This is a genomic window from Streptomyces sp. NPDC001890, from assembly GCF_042891445.1.
Classification (GTDB): domain Bacteria; phylum Actinomycetota; class Actinomycetes; order Streptomycetales; family Streptomycetaceae; genus Streptomyces.
In genome coordinates this window covers 26,633-46,084 of the sequence record NZ_JBIATE010000041.1, presented here as the reverse complement: position 1 = coordinate 46,084, position 19,452 = coordinate 26,633, and the positions used below count along the sequence as shown (strand labels likewise).

Here is a 19,452-nt window from a genome sequence, read left to right as displayed (position 1 = left end):
GCACCGTCCTGATTGACCGCCGAACCCCGCACCACCGCCAGCACCTCATGACCCAGACGCCGCGCCTCCGACAACCGCTCCAGAAGCAGAACGCCGACCCCCTCGGCCAGCCCGAAGCCGTCCGCGGCCTCCGCGAACGCCTTGCACCGGCCATCCGTGGCCAGCGCCTGCTGGCGGCTGAACTCGACGAAGGACGTGGGTGTTCCCATGACCATCACTCCGGCGGCCAGGGCCATCGTGCACTCGCCGTTGCGCAGCCCCTGGACCGCCATGTGCAAGGCGACCAGGGACGACGAGCACGCCGTGTCCACGGTCATCGCGGGGCCTTCCAGCCCCAGGGCGTAGGAGATGCGGCCCGAGACGACGCTGCCCGCCGTGCCCGTCAGAAGGTGGCCCTCGAAGCCGTTCGGCCGGCTCCGGGTCGTGCCGCCGTACCCGGAGGCCGCCGCGCCCGCGTACACACCGGTACGGGTTCTGCGTACGTCGACCGGGTCGATGCCCGCGTTCTCGAAGGCCTCCCAGGAGGTCTCCAGCAGGAGCCGCTGCTGCGGGTCCATGGCCAGGGCCTCGCGCGGCGAGATCCCGAAGAAGGCCGGATCGAACTGCCCGGCGTCCCGCAGGAACCCGCCCTCACCCACGTACGAGGTGCCCTGGCTGTCACCCTCCGTGTGCCGGAACACATCGAGGTTCCATTCGCGGTCGAGCGGTACGCCGCCGATGGCGTCGCGGCCCTCGGCGAGGAGCTGCCACAGGTCCTGCGGCGAACGGACCCCGCCCGGGAACCGGCAGCCCATGCCGATGATGACGATCGGGTCGTCCGCATCGGCGGGGCCCGTGCCCGGCACCGCCGCAGCGCCGGCCGCGACCGTGTGTGGCCGGGAGCCGACCAGCTCGGAGTACAGGTGGTCGGCGAGAACCTCGGGTGTCGGGTAGTCGAAGACCAGGGTCGTCGGGAGGCGTAGGCCGGTGGCGGTGTTGAGGCGGTTGCGGATTTCTACGGCGGTGAGGGAGTCGAAGCCGAGTTCGCGGAAGGCCTTGCCGGTTTGGACGGTGTCGGCGGAGGCGTGTCCGAGTACGGCGGCGACGTGGGTGCGGACGAGGTCGAGCAGGGTGCGTTCGGCCTGTTCGGCGGGCAGGGCGGCGAGTTGCTGGGCGAACGAGGACGCCTCGACGGCCTTCGCCGCGCCGAGGGAGCGGCGCGCGGGAGCCCGTACCAGTGCCTGGAAGAGCGGCGGCACGCCCGTACCTGTGGTCTCGCCGTGCCTGCGCATGGCGGCCAGATCCAGGCGTGCGGCGACGAGCAGCGCCTGCCCGGTGGCGGTGGCCGCGTCCAGCAGGGCGAGGCCGTGGTCGGTGGGCAGCGGCTGCATGCCGGTCCGGGTCATGCGGGCGATCTCGGCGTCGCCGAGGTGCGCCGTCATGCCGCTGCGTTCCTCCCACATGCCCCAGGCCACGGCGGTGGCGGGCAGGCCCTGGGCCTGCCGGTGCTGGGCCAGCACGTCGAGGAACACGTTCGCCGCCGCGTAGTTGCCCTGCCCCGGACCACCGAACGTGCCGGCTCCACCGGAGAAGAGGATGAACTCGGCGAGTTCGTGGTGGTGGCGGGTGAGCTCGTGGAGGTTCCACGCGGCGTCGGCCTTGGGACGCAGGACCGTGTCGATGCGGTCGGCGTCCAGTTCCGGGATCACCCCGTCGTCCAGGATTCCGGCGGTGTGGACGATGCCGGTGAGGGGGTGCTCGGCGGGGACGGTGGTCAGGGCGGCGGCCAGTGCGTCGTGGTCGGCGGCGTCGCAGGCCACCAGGGAGACCCGGGCCCCGGCCGCTTCCAGCTCCGCGACCAGCTCGGCCGCGCCCGGGGCGTCGGCGCCCCGGCGGCTGAGGAGCAGCAGGCTGCGTACGCCGCGTGCGGTGACCAGGTGCCGGGCGACCAGGCCGCCCAACGTGCCCGTGGCTCCCGTGACCAGGTAGGTGCCCTGGGGATCGGGGATGCGGGGCATCGTCACGACGACCTTGCCCACGTGCCGGGCCTGGCTCATGAACCGCAGCGCCTCGGGCGCCTGCCTGATGTCCCATGCCCGCACCGGCGGCAGGCTCAGCACACCCTCCCGGAACAAGCCCAGCAGCTCCAGCAGCATCTTCTGAAGCCGGTCCAGACCCGCATCCAGCAACTCGAAGGACCGGTACCGAACGCCTTCGTGGCTCTGTGCCACTGCCGCCGCATCCCGGATGTCGGTTTTGCCCATCTCCAGGAACCGGCCGCCGCGCGGCAGCAGACCGAGCGAGGCGTCGATGAACTCCCCGGCCAGGGAGTTCAGCACGACGTCCATGCCCCGCCCGCCCGTCTCCGCGGCAAAGGCTTCGGCGAAGTCGAGGGTCCGGGAGGAAGCGATCCGCTCGGCGGGAATGCCCATCGCGGCCAGGACCGGCCACTTCGCCTCACTCGCCGTGCCGTACACCTCGGCCCCCAGATGCCGGGCCAGCTGCACCGCCGCCGTCCCCACACCCCCGGACGCCGCATGCACCAGCACCGAATCACCCGGACGCACCTGCGCGAGGTCGACCAGTGCGTAGTAGGCGGTCAGGTAGACGGAGGGGACCGTGGATGCCTGGACGTAGGACCAGTCGTCGGGGATCGGGGCGAGCATCCGGCGTTCGGTGACCGCACTCGGGCCGAACGAGCCGGAGAACAGACCCATCACCCGGTCACCCGGACGCAGATCCGTCACCCCCGGACCGACCTCCGCGACCACACCCGCACCCTCGGCACCCATCGGCACCTCAGGCCCCGGATACATCCCCAGCGCGTTCAGCACATCACGGAAATTGACCCCCGCCGCCCGCACATCCACCCGCACCTGACCCTCGACCAGCCCCAGCCCCGGCTCCGGCCCCAGCCCCGGCTCCGGCCCCGGCTCCGGCTCCGGCCGCTCCACGGGCAACAGCGCCAGATTCTCCAGCGTGCCCTTGCCCGTGCTCTGCAACGACCACTCCGCCACACCCGACGGAACCACCAACCCACCACCAGCACCACCAGCCACAGCCCGCACCAACCGAGGCACGAACCACCTACCCTCACGCACCACAACCTGCGGCTCACCCAACCCCGCCGCCACACCAACAACATCGACACCATCGACATCGACATCCACATCGACATCGACATCGATATCCACCAGAACAATCCGACCCGGGTTCTCCGTCTGGGCGGAACGCACCAGACCCCACACGGAGCCCGCTCCCATGTCCTGGATCTCGCCGCCAGCGACGGCCACCGCGCCCCGGGTCACCACAACCAGACGCGCATCCGTCTCGCTCTCCGCGGCCAGCCACTCCTGCAACCGGGTCAGTACGTGGACAACGCGTTCACGTACGCCCGGGAGGACGTCCGTACAGGTCCGTGCACCGGGGACCGTCAGGACCTGGAACCCGACGGCATCGGCACCCGAAACCGCCGCCGCACCCGAAACCGCCGCCGCGCCCGGATCCGCCGCCGCGCCCGGATCCATCGCCGTACCCGCCTCCGGAGCACCCGTGGCCGGGACCCACTCCAGGCGGAACAGCGACTCGGCCGCCGCCCGGTTCTCCGCCTCCCGCAACTGGTCCGCGCTCACGGGCCGGAAGACCAGGGACCGGACCGCGGCCACCGGAGCACCGGCGCCGTCGGCGGCCTCGACCGAGACGGCCTGGCCGCCCGCCGACGCCAGCCGCACCCGCAGCGACGAGGCGCCCGCCGCGTACAGCTCCACGCCTTCCCAGGCGAACGGCAGCTGCAGCCCGGCCTCACCCGGGAACAGGCCGCCCGCGCCCACCGCGTGCAAGGCCGAGTCGAGCAGTGCCGGGTGCAGGCCGAACCGGCCCGCCTGGCCGGCGGTCTCCTTGCCGAGAGCGACCTCCGCGAACACCTCGCCCGCCCGCCGCCATACCGCCCGCAGGCCCTGGAACGCCGGGCCGTAGCCGTAGCCCGTCGCCGCCAATTCCGCGTAGAAGTCGGATACGTCAACCGCGTCGGCGTCCTGCGGCGGCCAGACGGCGGCCCAGGACGCTTCCGACGGCTGATCCGCGCCGCCGCCGGTGGTGGCGGCGGTCAGCACGCCGGCCGCGTGACGGGTCCAGGTATCGGCGCCCTCGGTCTGCCCGTACACCGTCAGCGGTCGTGCGCCGGATCCGGCGCCGTCCTCGCCCTCCGCACCGACGACCACCCGGACGACGGCCGCGCCGCTCTCCGGGAGCACCAGCGGGGATTCCAGGACGAGTTCGGACACGGTGCCGTGGCCGACCTGGTCCCCGGCCCGTACCGCCATCTCGACAAGAGCCGTGCCCGGGACGAGCACCCGCCCGTCGACCACGTGATCGGCGAGCCAGCCATGCGTACGGACCGCCAGCCGGCCGGTCAGCACCACACCACCCGGGCCCGGCAGGTCCAGCACGGCACCCAGGAGCGGATGCTCCGCGCCCTCCAGGCCCACCGAGGCGACATCGCCGGTGAACTCGGCCGCGCGCGGCCAGTACCGCTCGCGCTGGAAGGCGTACGTCGGCAGGTCGACGGTACGGGCATCGGTGCCCTCGAAGAAAGCACCCCAGTCCACGTCCACACCGAGCACCCAGAGCTCGGCGACGGACTGGAGCATCCGGCCGAGTCCGCCTTCGTCGCGGCGCAGGGTGCCGAGCGTTGCCGCTTCGGCGTCCGCGTCGTCGATGGTGCCCTGGAGGCCGAGGGAGAGGACGGGGTGGGGGCTGACCTCGATGAAGACGGTGTGCCCGTTGGCGAGGGCGGCGCGGGTGGCCTGTTCGAACTCGACGGTCTCGCGGAGGTTGTTGTACCAGTAGCCCGAGCCCATCTCTGTACCGTCGAGGAGTCCACCGGTGAGGGAGGAGTAGAGGGGCGTGCCGCCGCTCTGCGGGGTGACACCGGCCAGGAGTCGGGCCAGTTCGGCCTCGATCTCCTCGACGTGGGCGGAGTGGGAGGCGTAGTCGACGTCCACCTTGCGGGCGCGGATCTCGTTGGCCTGGCAGTTGGTGACCAGCTCGTCCAGAGCCTCGGGGTCGCCGGAAACGACCACGGACGAAGGTCCGTTGACGGCGGCGATGGAGATCCGCCCGTCCCAGACGGTGATCTTCTCCCGCACCCAGGCAGCGGGCTGGGCCACCGACACCATGCCGCCACGGCCCGCGAGCGCGATGATCGCCCGGCTGCGCAGCGCGACGACCTTCGCCGCGTCGCTCAGCGACAGGATTCCGGCGACGGCCGCAGCGGCGATCTCACCCTGCGAGTGACCGATCACGGCTGCCGGCTCGACACCGTACGACCGCCACACCTCCGCCAGCGACACCATCACGGCCCACAGCACCGGCTGGACCACATCCACCCGGTCCAGCCCCGGCGCGCCCTCGGCGCCACGCACGACGTCGATCAGCGACCACTCGACGTACGGCTCCAACGCCGCCGCGCACTCCGCCATCCGCGCCGCGAACACCGGCGAGGAGTCGAGAAGCCCCACCGCCATGCCCACCCACTGCGCACCCTGACCCGGGAACACGAACACCGGCTTGGCGTATCCGCCGACCGTGCCGCGGGCCGTGCCGGCGGGCAGGGTGCCACCGTCCGGGGCTTCCCCGGCCAGGGCCTGGAGGCGGTCCGTCATGTCCGACGTGCTGGCGGCGATCACGACCGCCCGGTGGTCGAACGCCGTACGCGTCCGGGCGAGCGAGAGGCCGATGTCGTTGAGGGCGGGCGCAGTCGGGGCGTCGAGCACATGCGCACGCAGCCGGTCCGCCTGGGCGGACAGGGCCTGCGCCGAGCGTCCTGAGACGAGCCACGGCACCGGCCCGGAAGCCATGCCGTCGTCGCGCTTGGCGGAAGGTTCGGCGGAGGGCTCGGCGGAGGACTCGGTGGTCTCGGCCGGGGGAGCCTCGATGATGGCGTGGGCGTTGGTGCCGCTCATGCCGAACGAGGAGACGGCCGCCCGGCGGGGGCGGCCCGGGGTGTCCCAGGTCCGCTCCTCGGTGAGCAGTTCCACCGCACCGGCCGACCAGTCGACGTGCGTGGAGGGGCGGTCGACGTGCAGGGTGCGCGGCAGCACACCGTGCCGCATCGCCATGACCATCTTGATGATGCCGCCGACACCGGCCGCCGCCTGCGTGTGACCGATGTTCGACTTCAGGGAGCCCAGCCACAACGGCTGCCCCTCCGGGCGGTCCTGGCCATAGGTGGCCAGCAGGGCCTGCGCCTCGATCGGGTCGCCCAGCGTCGTACCCGTGCCGTGCGCCTCGACCACGTCCACATCGCCCGCGCCCAGGCCGGCGTTGGCGAGGGCCTGGCGGATCACGCGCTGCTGAGCGGGGCCGTTCGGGACGGTCAGGCCGCTGCTCGCGCCGTCCTGGTTGACCGCGGAACCCCGTACGACGGCGAGGATCCTGTGGCCGTTGCGCTGGGCGTCCGAGAGCCGCTCCAGCAGCAGCATGCCGACGCCCTCGCCCCAGCCGGTGCCGTCCGCGGAGTCGGCGAACGCCTTGCACCGGCCGTCGGCTGCCATCGCACGCTGGCGGCTGAACTCCTGGAAGGTGCCCGGAGTCGACATCAGCGCCACACCGCCCGCGGCAGCCAGCGAGCATTCCTGCTCGCGCAGCGCCTGGCACGCCCAGTGCAGGGCGACCAGGGACGACGAGCAGGCCGTGTCCACGGTCGCGGCCGGTCCTTCGAGACCGAGGGTGTACGAGATGCGCCCGGAGATGACGCTGGCCGAACCGCCGACGACGAGATAGCCCTCGACGTTCTCGGCGCTGTTCGGCAGGAGGGTCGGGTAGTCCTGGCCGTTCGTGCCGACGAACACGCCGGTACGGCTGCCGCGCAGCGACTCCGGATCGATTCCGGCCCGCTCGAAGAGTTCCCAGGAGGACTCAAGGATCAACCGCTGCTGCGGGTCCATCGTGAGCGCCTCGCGCGGGGAGATGCCGAAGAAGCCGGCGTCGAACTCCGTGGCGCCGTAAAGGAAGCCGCCCTCGTCGCTGATCGAGGACCCGGGGCTGTCCGGGTCGGGGGCGGTCAGCGCCTCCAGGTCCCAGCCACGGTCCTGCGGGAACGCCGCCACGGCATCGGTGCCCGAGGCCACCAGCCGCCACAGGTCCTCGGGGGAGTCGACCCCGCCCGGGTAGCGACAGCTCATTCCGACGATCGCGATCGGTTCCTGCTCACCCGAATCCACTTCGCGCAGGCGTTGTTTCGCCTGGCGCAGCTCAGCGGTCATCCACTTCAGGTGATCAAGCAGCTTCTCTTCGCTTGTCATGGAAAATTCCCGCCCTCTTAGGAACCGTCGCTCTTCGTCCGCTCATGGCGATCACGCTTTGTCCGGATCGATGCCGATGGAATACGGACACGGCGGCCGACAGGCGGCGTCATCAAAAGCACCCATGATCGCCCTCAATGGTGGAAGCTATGTGGCTGCACGGGCGGCCGACAACCCCTAACAACGGGCCCAGGGCAGTCCCCTAATCAGCATCGATGCAGTGCCTGAGCGGCACCGGAGCAGCCATTCCATTAATCGTCGACCGGAATTCGAGGGCACCTGGATCAAATGTGTGGTGATTTTCATCCGCGCGGCAGGACGCTCACTTTGCCTGCTGGTCCCTCCGGCGTACGCGACTTCCCTGCGACATGACGAGGCCGTCTGATGCAAACCTCCCCAGTCCGTCACTCCGTTGCCCAGCGACCCGTTGCCCAGTGCTCCGTTGCTCAGCAGCCCGATGCCCAGCGCCCCGCTGCTCAGCAGCCCGGCTGGCCCGACGCCGAGGTGCTCAGCACGGTCAAGCAGCGCCTGGCCACGAGCCTCCCGCTCGTCATGCCGCGCGAGAGCGACCTGCTCAAGCACCGGCTGGCCGCGGTGGCCGAGGGCCGGGCCGTGCTGCTTCAGGGCGGCGACTGCGCGGAAAGCCTCGACACCTCCCTGTCGGTCATGGAGAACCGGCTCGACACGCTCTCCCGGATGGCCGCCGCGCTGTCCGGCCGCACCGCCCTGCCCGTCGTCGTGCTCGCCCGGATGGCCGGGCAGTACGCCAAGCCCCGGTCCAGCGCCGTCGAGGTACACGACGGGGTCACCCTCCCCTCGTACCGGGGAGAGTCCGTCAACGGACAGGAGTTCACGGCAGCTGCCCGCACCCCGGACCCGTACCGGATGCTGCGCGCCCACGAGGCCGCCGCGGCGACCCTGAACCTCGCCCGCGCCCTGGTCGGCGGCAGCCCCACGACGACCCGGGGCCAGGTACCCGAGGAACTGTTCGTCTCCCACGAGGCGCTGCTGCTCGACTACGAGATGCCGTTGACCCGCATCGACCCGTACTCGCGCCGCCCGTACGCCGGATCGGGTCACCTGCTCTGGGCCGGCGAGCGCACCCGCGACCCCGATGGCGCCCACATCGCCTACCTGGCCGGGATCCGCAACCCGGTGGCGGTGAAGATCGGGCCGACGGCCGAGCCCGACGAGCTGCTGGCGCTGATCGAGCGGCTCGACCCCGACCAGGAGCCGGGCCGGCTCACCTTCGTCGTGCGCATGGGGGCCACCGTCGTACGCGAGAACCTGCCCCTCCTGGTGGAGAAGGTCGCCGCCTCCGGTGCGCGCGTGGGCTGGGTCACCGACCCCATGCACGGCAACACGTACACCGCGCCCTCCGGCCACAAGACCCGCGGCTTCGACGCCGTCCTCGACGAGATCACCGGATTCTTCGACGTCCACCGCGCGCTCGGCACCCACCCCGGCGGAATCCACCTGGAGATGACCGGAGAGGACGTCACCGAGTGCGTCGGCGGCCTCGCCGGAATCGGTCACGACGACCTGGCCTCCCGTTACGAATCCGCCTGCGATCCGCGCCTCAACCGCGAACAGTCCCTGGAACTGGCCCAGCGGGTCGCCGAGATCATGGCCACGCGTCGGGTTACCGCGGCTGCCTGGACGCCGGCCGACGCCTGGCCATGAACCCGCTAGAGAAAAACTCGGGAAACGATCCGGATCGCCCTCATAGGGGGGCCTCGGATCTCTTCAGGGGTTGAAGGCCACTCACCGGCTGGAATAGCTTCGCGTCGAGAGCTGTATTGAGGAGAATAATGCGGATCTGAGATCGGGTCAGGTCGGGTCGGTTCTGATGTCGTCCTGAATCCCTTCGCGTTTTTCCTCGATACGGAGAAAAAAAGCTCCCAAAGACGCGATGCGCTGGCTGCTGCCCAGGGTGGGGATGAATGGCGAACGAAGAGACGCTTCGGGATTACCTGAAGCTGGTTGCGGCGGACCTGCACCAGACACGTCAGCGCCTGCGGGAAGTGGAGGCCCGCGACAGCGAGCCGATTGCCGTCGTCGCCATGAGCTGCCGGTATCCGGGAGGTGTACGGAACCCCGAACAGCTGTGGCAGCTGGTCGACTCCGGCATCGACGCGGTGTCGGACTTCCCCGAGGACCGGGGATGGAGCCGTGGTGACACCGGCCCCGGGCCCCAGGAGGGCGCTTCCTTCCGCGAGGAAGGCGGCTTCATCTACGACGCCACCGACTTCGACCCGGCGTTCTTCGGCATCTCGCCGCGCGAGGCCCTCGCCATGGACCCGCAGCAGCGGCTGCTGCTGGAGTGCGCCTGGGAGGCCCTGGAGACCGCCGGGATCACCCCCGACTCCCTCGCGGGCAGCCGCACCGGCGTGTTCACCGGAACCACCGGCCAGGACTACTCCCATCTGCTGGCCCCGCCCCCCGCGGGCACCGAGGGCTACATCCTCACCGGCACGGCGGCGAGCGTCGTCTCCGGCCGCATCGCCTACACGCTCGGCCTCGAAGGCCCCGCCGTGTCCGTCGACACGGCCTGCTCCACCTCCCTCGTGAACATCCACCTCGCCGCCCAGGCCCTGCGCAACGGCGAATGCACGCTCGCCCTGGCCGGCGGCGCGACCATCATGTCGACGCCCAGCGCCTTCGGCGGCTTCAGCGAACAGGGCGGCCTCGCCGCCGACGCCCGCTGCAAGGCGTTCTCTGCCGCCGCGGACGGCACCGGCTGGAGCGAGGGCGTCGGAATCCTGCTGCTGGAACGGCTCTCCGACGCCCGCCGCAACGGCCACGACGTCCTCGCCGTCGTCCGCGGCTCCGCCGTCAACCAGGACGGCGCCTCCAACGGCCTGACCGCGCCCAACGGCCCCTCCCAGCAGCGCGTCATCCTCGATGCCCTCGCGAACGCCCGCCTGACCACCGTCGATGTCGACGTCGTCGAGGCGCACGGCACGGGCACGAGGCTGGGCGACCCGATCGAGGCCGAGGCCCTGCTGGCCACGTACGGCCAGAACCGGCCCGAGGACCGCCCGCTGTGGCTCGGCTCGCTGAAGTCGAACATCGGCCACACCCAGGGCGCCGCCGGTGTCGGCGGGGTCATCAAGATGGTGATGGCCATGCGGCACGGCGTCCTGCCGCAGACCCTCCACGCCGACGAGCCCTCGCCGCACGTCGACTGGTCCGCCGGTGCCGTCGAACTGCTCACGGAGGCCCGCACCTGGCCCGCGACCGGTGCGCCGCGCCGGGCCGGCGTGTCCTCGTTCGGAATGAGCGGCACCAACGCACACATCCTCATCGAGCAGGCCCCGGAGACCGCTGCCGAGCCGACGGACGGCACGACAGGCGGCACGGCGGACGGCACGGCGGATGGTGGAGCCACTGACGGAGCTGCTGACCGAGTTGCTGACCGAGTTGCTGACGGAGCCTCGGGCAAAGCAACCGCGGCCCCGGCCCTGCACACCCCCGCCGTACCGTGGGTGCTGTCGGCCAAGACCGAACAGGCCCTGGCCGCCCAGGCCGAGCGCCTCCACGCCCACCTCCGCGACGACCACTCCGACATCCCGCTCGCGGACATCGGCCACTCCCTCGCCCTGACCCGGACGGCGTTCAGCCACCGGGCGGCCGTGGTGGCCGGTGAGCGTGCGGACTTCCTCGCTGCTCTGGAGTCCCTCGCAGAGGGCACACCCTCCGCCGCCGTGGTGAGCGGGACCGCCGGGCGCAGTTCCCGTCCGGTGTTCGTGTTCCCGGGGCAGGGTGCGCAGTGGGTGGGCATGGCGGTGGGGCTTCTCGACTCCTCGCCGGTGTTCGCGGCGCGGATGGCGGAGTGCGCGGCGGCGTTGGAGCCGTACGTGGAGTGGTCGCTGATCGATGTCGTGCGTGGTGCCGAGGGCGCGCCGGGGTTGGATCGGGTGGATGTGGTCCAGCCGGTGCTGTGGGCCGTGATGGTGTCGCTGGCGGAGGTGTGGCGGTCGTTCGGGGTCCGTCCGGCTGCGGTGATCGGTCACTCGCAGGGTGAGATCGCGGCGGCCGCCGTCGCGGGGATTCTGTCGCTGGGCGATGCGGCCAAGGTCGTCGCGCTGCGCAGCCGGGCGATCATCGCGCTGGCGGGCCGTGGTGGCATGGTGTCGGTGGCCCAGCCTGCCGCTTGGGTGCGGGAGAAGATCACCGTCTGGGACGGGCGGATCTCCATCGCCGCCGTCAACGGCCCTTCGTCCGTGGTCGTTTCCGGCGACCCCGAGGCTCTGGACGAGCTGGTCACCGACTGCCAGGCGAATGAGATCCGTGCCCGGAAGATCGACGTGGACTACGCCTCGCACTCCGCGCATGTGGAGGAGATCGAGAGCGAGTTGGCCCGGCTGCTGGCCGGAATTGCTCCGCAGTCCGGTGACACGTCCCTGTACTCCTCGCTCACGGGTGGTTTGCTCGACGGTACGGAGATGGGTGCCGGGTACTGGTACAACAACCTCCGCGAAACCGTGGAGTTCGAACAGGCCAGTCGCACCGCCCTCGCGGACGGTCACACCGTCTTCATCGAGGTCAGCCCGCACCCGGTCCTCACGATCGGCCTCCAGGGCACCATCGAGGACGACGGCAGTGACGCGGCCGCTCTCGGCACGCTGCGCCGGGACGAGGACGAGGCGCAGCGGCTGCTGACCTCGCTCTCCGAGGCGCACTGCCACGGTGTCGACGTCGACTGGACGACCGTCTTCGGGACCGGCGCCACCCGCGTCGCCCTCCCCACCTACGCCTTCCAACGCACCCGCTACTGGCCCGAGTTCCAGTACGGAGCCACCGTCGCGGCCGCGCAGACCGTCGACCCGGACGAGGCCCGCTTCTGGCAGGCCATCGAGCAGGGCAACCTCGAAGCCCTCGCCGGTGCCCTGGACGGCGCCGACACCGAGCCGCTGCGCGCGGCTCTCCCCGCGCTCACCTCCTGGCGCCGCAGCCGCCAGGAGCGCTCGACCATCGACTCCTGGCGCTACCGCGTCACCTGGAAGCCGGTCCCCTCGACCACCGAGGCAGCCCTCTCCGGCCGCTGGCTGCTCGTCGTACCCGAGAACCCGGCCGACGGCGACGCCGAGCTCGCGGACACCCTCGCGGACGGCCTGGCCCGGCACGGCGCCGAGATCGTTCGTACGACGCTCCGGGGTCTCCCCGACGCCGGTCTGCCGGACATCGACGGGATCGTCTCGCTCGTCGGTCTGGACGAGACCCCGCACGCCGAATTCACGGCCCTGCCGGGCGGCCTCATCGCCACCGTCGACCTGGTCAAGTTCCTGATCGAGGCCGCGGGTCCGGCTCCGCTGTGGACCGTCACGCGCGGCGCCGTGTCCGTCGGCAGGTCGGACCCGCCGGCCGACCCGGCGCAGGCGACCGTCACCGGCTTCGGCCGTGTGGTCGGCCTGGAGCACCCGGGCTGGTGGGGCGGCCAGATCGATCTGCCCGCCGTCCTCGACGACCGGGCCCTCGCGCGGGTCGCCGGAATCCTGGGCACCACGGGCGACGAGGACCAGGTCGCCGTACGCGCCTCCGGTGTCTTCGCCCGCCGCCTCGTCCGCGCCCCCTTCGGCGAGCCCGTACAGCCCTGGAACCCCCGAGGCACCGTCCTGATCACCGGCGGCACGGGAGCCCTCGGCACGTTCATCGCCCGCTGGCTCGCGGACCAGGGCGCCGAACACCTCGTCCTGACCAGCCGGCGGGGCCCCGCCGCACCCGGCGCCGCCGAGCTGGAAGCCGAACTCACCGCCAAGGGCATCCGCGCCACGATCGCTGCCTGCGACGTGAGCGACCGCACCGCCGTCGAGAACCTCGTCGCCGGCCTGCGCAGCCAGGGAGACCCCGTCACCGCGGTCATCCACACGGCGGGCGTGAGCCAGCTCAGCTCCATCGAGGACACCGACCACCCCACGTTCGCCGATGTCATCACCGCCAAGGCGGCCGGCGCACGCAACCTCGACCACGCACTCGGCGACGACCCGCTCGACGCCTTCGTCGTCTTCTCGTCGATCTCCGGCATCTGGGGAAGCGGCGGCCAGGGCGCCTACGCCGCGGCCAACACCTACCTCGACGCCTTCGCCGCGGACCGCCGCGCCCGTGGCCGCACCGCCACCGCCGTCTCCTGGGGCGCCTGGGGCGGCGCCGGCATGGCCAAGGGCGAGGCGGAGCAACTGCTCAGCCGCCGCGGTCTGCCGGTCATGGACCCCGACCTGACGATCAACGCGATGCGTCAGGCCGTCGAGCACGGCGAGACCACCCTGACCGTCGCCGACATCCGCTGGGACCGCTTCGTCCCCTCCTTCACCGTGGCGCGCCGCAGCCCGCTCCTCGAAGACCTCCCCGAGGTACGGGAGATCCTCGACGCGGCCGAGGCCGAGGCGGGCGGCGCCGAATCGGGCGTCACCTCCGCCCTCCAGCGCCGGCTCGCCGGGCTGACCCCGGCTGAGCAGCGCAACCGGATGGTGGAACTGGTACGCGGCGAGGCCGCCGCGGTCCTCGGCTACGCCGACGCGGGCGCGCTCGACACCTCGCGCCCCTTCCGCGAACTCGGCTTCGACTCGCTGACCGCCGTGGACGTACGCAACCGCCTGAACACCGCCAGCGGCCTGCGCCTGCCCGCCACCCTCGTCTTCGACCACCCCACGGTCGCGGAGCTCGCCGGTCACCTCCTCACCCTCGTCCTCGACGAGCCGGCCGGGGACCTGCCCGCCGATCAGTCCACGGCGCACGCCGCGGCTCAGTCCACAGCGCTGTCCCCGACCGGGGCAGGACCGGACGAGGATCCGGTCGTCATCGTCGGCATGAGCTGCCGCTTCCCGGGCGGCGCGAACTCCCCGGAGGACCTCTGGCGCGTGGTCGCCCACGGCGTCGACACCGTGGGCGACATCCCCGCCGACCGGGGCTGGCCGGGCAGCGACACGGCCGACCGACCGGTGGCCGCGGGCGGCTGGCTTGCCGGTGCGGGCGACTTCGACGCCGGGTTCTTCGGCATCAACCCGCGCGAGGCCCTGGCGATGGACCCTCAGCAGCGGCTGCTGCTCGAAGCCTCCTGGGAGGCCCTCGAACGGTCCGGGATCGACCCCTCGTCGATGCGGGGCACCCGCACGGGCGTGTACATCGGCGCCTCCTCGCAGGGCTATGGCAGCGATGTCACGCGTACCCCCGAGGGCACCGAGGGCTACCTCATGACCGGTACGGCCACCGCCGTGCTCTCCGGCCGGGTCTCCTACACGCTGGGCCTGGAGGGCCCGGCGGTGACGGTCGACACGGCCTGCTCGTCCTCACTGGTCGCCCTGCACATGGCCGTCCAGGCCCTGCGCAGTGGTGAATGCTCGGCCGCCCTCGTCGGCGGTGTCGCCGTGATGGCGACCGGTACGGTCTTCGCCGAGTTCAGCCGACAGGGCGGGCTCGCCGGAGACGGCCGCGTCAAGGCGTTCGCGGACGCGGCGGACGGCACCGGCTGGGGCGAGGGTGTCGGGGTCCTGCTCGTCGAGCGGCTCTCGGACGCCGTACGCAACGGCCACGACGTTCTCGCGGTCGTACGGGGCTCGGCGATCAACCAGGACGGTGCGTCCAACGGCCTGACCGCCCCCAACGGCCCGGCGCAGCAACGCGTGATCCGCCAGGCCCTCGCCGGCTCCGGCCTGAGCGCCGCCGACGTCGACGTCGTCGAGGCACACGGCACCGGCACGACCCTGGGCGACCCGATCGAGGCCCAGGCGCTGCTTGCCACCTACGGCCAGGAGCGGGCGGAGGGCCGGCCACTGTGGCTGGGGTCCCTGAAGTCGAACATCGGCCACACACAGGCTGCGGCGGGTGTCGCGAGCATCATCAAGATGGTCATGGCGATGCGTCACGGGGTGCTGCCCCGGACCCTCCACGTCGATACGCCGTCCACCGAGGTGGACTGGTCGGCGGGCGCGGTGGAACTGCTCACCGAGGCCCACGACTGGCCGGCCACCGAGGAGCGGCCGCGCCGCGCGGGAGTGTCCTCCTTCGGGGTCAGCGGCACCAACGCCCACACCATCCTTGAGGAACCGCCGGCCGTCGCGCGCGACACCGCAGGCGGGACGATCCCCGGCCGACCGGCGCCGGCCACCGTGCCGTGGGTCCTGTCCGGCCGTGGGGAGAACGCCCTGCGAGCACAGGCGGAACTGCTCGCGGAGCACGTGAGCGGGCAGACGTCCGCCGATCCGGCGCCGCTGGACACCGCCTGGTCGCTGGCCACGGGCCGCGCACATCTGGAGCACCGCGCGGTCGTCGTCGCAGGCGACCGGGAGGAGTTCCTCACCGGACTGAAGGCGATCGCCGCAGGCACACCTGCCCCGGGTGTGGTGCGTGGTGCTGTGCGCGGTGGCCGTTCGGCGTTCTTGTTCTCGGGTCAGGGTTCGCAGCGGGCGGGGATGGGGCGTGAGCTGTATGAGGCGTACCCGGTGTTCGCGGACGCGTTCGACGCGGTGTGCGCGGAGCTGGACCGGCACTTGGACGAGCCGGTCGGGGATGTGGTGTTCGGTGGGTCGGAGTTGATCGACCAGACCGTCTACACGCAGGCGGGGTTGTTCGCTGTTGAGGTGGCGCTGTTCAGGCTGCTGGAGCACTGGGGGGTCACCCCGGACTACCTGCTCGGGCACTCGATCGGTGAGCTGGCCGCCGCGCATGTGGCGGGTGTGTGGTCGTTGGAGGACGCGGCGGCGCTCGTCGCGGCGCGGGGCCGCCTCATGCAGGCACTCCCCACCGGCGGGGCCATGGTCGCCGTCCAGGCCACCGAGGCGGATGTCCTGCCGTTGCTGGTCGACGGTGTGTCGATCGCCGCGTTGAACGGCCCGGACTCCGTTGTCATCTCCGGTGACGAGGACGCCGTACTCGCGATCGCGTCCGGCTTCGCGAAGACGAAGCGGCTGCGGGTCAGTCACGCGTTCCACTCGCCGCGCATGGAGCCCATGCTTGCCGAGTTCAGGGCGGTCGCGGAGGGTCTGACCTTCCACGCCCCGAAGCTCCCGATCGTCTCCAACCTCACTGGGGAGCTGGCCGGTGAGGAGCTGCTGAGCGCCGATTACTGGGTGGACCATGTCCGCCATCCCGTCCGATTCCTGGATGGTGTACGGCAGTTGGAGGCTCAGGGTGTGACCACGTACCTGGAGCTCGGGCCCGGCGGCGTCCTCTCCGCGATGGGCCAGTCCTGCGTCACCGACGACCAGGCAGGTTTCGTACCGGCCCTGCGCAAGGACCGTACCGAGACCGAGGCGCTGACCACGGCCGTGGCGGAGCTGCATGCGCACGGTTCCTCCGTCGACTGGGCCGCGTACTACGCGAACACCGGCGCCCAGCGCGTCGACCTGCCCACGTACGCCTTCCAGCACGAGCACTACTGGCTTCGCTCCTCGGGACCTGCACTCGGCGACCTCAGCCAGATGGGCATGGGAACCACGGAGCACCCCTTCCTCGACGCTTCCGTCAGCATCGCCGGATCGGACGGGCTGCTGCTCAGCGGCCGGATCGGGCTCGACACCCACCCCTGGCTCGCCGACCACGCGGTCATGGGCACGGTGTTGCTGCCCGGTGCCGCGTTCGTCGATCTCGCCGCCCACGCCGCGGCCGAGGCGGGCTGCGACCGCGTCGAGGAGCTGACCATTGCCGCCCCGCTCGTCCTGGGCACCGCGGACGCCGTCGTCCTCCAGCTGTGGGCCGGTCCCGCCGAGGACGGCCGACGCCCGCTGGAGATCCACTCCCGTCCGGCTCATGAAGCCGCGGCCCGCTGGACGCGGCACGTGAGCGGCGTACTCGTGACCGACACCGCCGGCCAGGCCGGCCTGGCCCTGACGGCATGGCCGCCGCAGGACGCGGAGCCGGTACCGGTCGACGGCGTGTACGACTTCATGAACGGGATCGGCTACGGATACGGGCCCGTCTTCCAGGGGCTGCGAGCGGTGTGGCGCGGCAAGGACGAGGTCTTCGCCGAGGTGGCACTGCCCGAGGACGTGTGGGACGAGGCGGGCCGCTTCGGTCTGCACCCGGCGCTGCTCGACTCCGCCCTGCACGCCATCGGGGTCAGCGGCGGCTCCCTCGCCGAGGGCGGCCAACTGCCCTTCGCCTGGACCGGCGTGACCGTGTACGCGGTCGGCTCGCCGGTGCTGCGGGTACGGATCACCACCGCCGACAGCGGAGCCGTATCGCTCGATCTGGCCGATGCGGCCGGCTCGCCGGTCGCGCGGATCGACTCCCTCGTCATGCGCCCGCTGAGTGCCGGACAGCTGGCGCCACCTTCCCAGGGCGGCTCCGACTCACTGTTCCGCCTGGAATGGACGCCCGCCGCTGTCGCCACCTCCACCCCTACCTCCGCCCCTACCTCTGCCGATGCCGATGCAGATGCCGATGCGGACGCTGGCTCCGACACAGTGACGGTCCTCGAAGTGCCCGCGCTCGGCTCCATGACCGGCACCGACGTGGTGTCCGGTGTGCACGAACGAGTGTCCGACGTCCTGAACCGGCTGCAGGACTGGCTGGGCGCCGACCACGACGACCGGGCGCGTCTGGTCGTCGTGACCCGCGGCGCGGTGGCCGCAGGCGGCTCGGAGGTCTCGGACCTGGCCGCGGCCGCGGTATGGGGCCTGGTGCGCTCCGCCCAGTCCGAACACCCGCACCGGATCGGCCTGGTCGACATCGACGACTCCGCCGACGGCCACGACCACCTTGCCGCTCTCGCCGCTCTCGCCGCTTCCGGCGAGCAGCAGGCCGCGGTCCGCGCCGGCGAGGTGTACGTACCGCGCCTGGCGAGGATCACGGCCCCGGACCCGGACGTACAGCCCCTCCCCGCCGTTGACGGCGCGGTGCTCGTCACCGGCGCGAGCGGCGGCCTCGGCGGCCTGGTGGCCCGCCACCTCGTCGAGACATGGGGCGTACGGAACCTCGTACTCGCCGCCCGCCGTCCCGGCGGCGGCCCCGACGGCCCCCGACTCATCGCGGAAATCGAGAGCCTCGGCGCCACCGCCCGCTGGGTGACCTGCGACGCGGGCGACCGCGCCGCGCTCGCAGCGGTCATCGACGAGATCACCGCACAGGACGGCGGCCTGGCCGGCGTCGTGCACGCGGCCGGTGTCGTGGACGACGGCGTCCTCGAATCCCTCACCCCCGAACGGATCACGGACGTGCTGAGGCCCAAGGCCGACGCGGGCTGGTACCTGCACGAACTCACCGCCCACCTCGACCTGTCCTTCTTCGCCCTGTACTCCTCCGCCGCCGGAACCTTCGGCGGACCCGGCCAGGCCAACTACGCGGCGGCCAACGCCTTCCTGGACGCCCTGGCCTCCGTACGCCGCTCCCAGGGCCTGCCCGCCACCTCGCTCGCCTGGGGCCCCTGGGGCGAGGGCGGCATGCTCGGCGAACTCGGCGCGGGCGACATCGCCCGCATGAGCCGGGCGGGCATGGCCCCGCTCTCCGCGGAACAGGGCCTCGGCCTCTTCGACGCCGCCGCCCGCGCCACCGAGCCGCACCTGCTCCTCACCCGGCTGACACCGAACGAGTCGCAGGTACGCGCCGACATGCTGCCGCCACTGCTGCGCCCGTACTTCCGTACGGCCACCCGTCCGCAGGCCGCGGCCGGCCGGCCGGGTGCCGAAACGGCGGCGTCCCTCAAGGAGCAGTTGTCCCGGCACACCGACGACGAGCGCTACCGCGCCGTGCTCGACGTGGTCCGCGAGGCGATCGCCACCGTGCTCGGCCACTCCTCGTCCGCCGTGGTCGAGGTCGGCAGGGGCTTCCTGGAGATCGGCTTCGACTCCCTCACGGCCGTCGAGCTCCGCAACCGGATCAACCAGGTCACCGGCCTCAAACTGGCGGCCACCCTGATCTTCGACCACCCGTCGCCGGAGGCGCTGGCCCGCCACCTCTCCGAAGAACTCGCCTCGGAGACCAAGGTGTCCGCGCTCGCGCTGCTCAGCGAACTGGACCGGATCGAAGCCTCGCTGGCCGTCGTCCCCGCGGACGACGACGACCGTTCCCAGGTCACGGAACGCCTGCGCGGTCTGCTCTCGGCCTGGACCGACAGCCGGCCCACGGCCGGTGACGGCCAGGACGACACGACCGACCTCGAATCCGCTACCGCGGACGAGCTCTTCGACCTTCTCGACGGCGAGCTGGGACTGTCCTGACCCCTCGTGTTCGT

Annotated in this window: 3 protein-coding genes and 1 pseudogene; 2 read left to right on the top strand and 2 right to left on the bottom strand. The window is 71.9% G+C overall.

The genetic code is table 11. The features are described from left to right. Both ACFYY1_RS40235 and ACFYY1_RS40230 read right to left on the bottom strand, forming a co-directional pair. Positions 1–3,506 (bottom strand): SDR family NAD(P)-dependent oxidoreductase (locus ACFYY1_RS40235; protein WP_388594817.1); only part of this gene is annotated, 3,506 nt, incomplete at its 3' end. Between the two features lie 144 nt (positions 3,507–3,650). After that, positions 3,651–7,244, bottom strand: a pseudogene (locus ACFYY1_RS40230) (type I polyketide synthase); the annotation flags it as partial. Positions 7,245–7,667: 423 nt separating this feature from the next. On the opposite strand from ACFYY1_RS40230, the gene ACFYY1_RS40225 reads away from it, so the two are divergent. Both ACFYY1_RS40225 and ACFYY1_RS40220 read left to right on the top strand, forming a co-directional pair. After that, positions 7,668–8,966 (top strand): 3-deoxy-7-phosphoheptulonate synthase, encoded by a 1,299-nt coding sequence (locus ACFYY1_RS40225; RefSeq protein ID WP_388594813.1) that lies wholly within the window; start codon positions 7,668–7,670, stop codon positions 8,964–8,966. Between the two features lie 260 nt (positions 8,967–9,226). Continuing rightward, positions 9,227–19,438 carry a type I polyketide synthase gene (locus tag ACFYY1_RS40220; protein ID WP_388594811.1) on the top strand — a complete coding sequence of 3,404 codons (10,212 nt, stop codon included), beginning with the start codon at positions 9,227–9,229 and terminating at the stop codon, positions 19,436–19,438. Positions 19,439–19,452 lie beyond the last annotated feature (14 nt).

Coding starts and splice junctions, on each gene's coding strand:
- ACFYY1_RS40220 (WP_388594811.1), top strand. CDS start 9,227: ATGGCGAACGAAGAGACGCTTCGGGATTACCTGAAGCTGGTTGCGGCG.
- ACFYY1_RS40225 (WP_388594813.1), top strand. CDS start 7,668: ATGCAAACCTCCCCAGTCCGTCACTCCGTTGCCCAGCGACCCGTTGCC.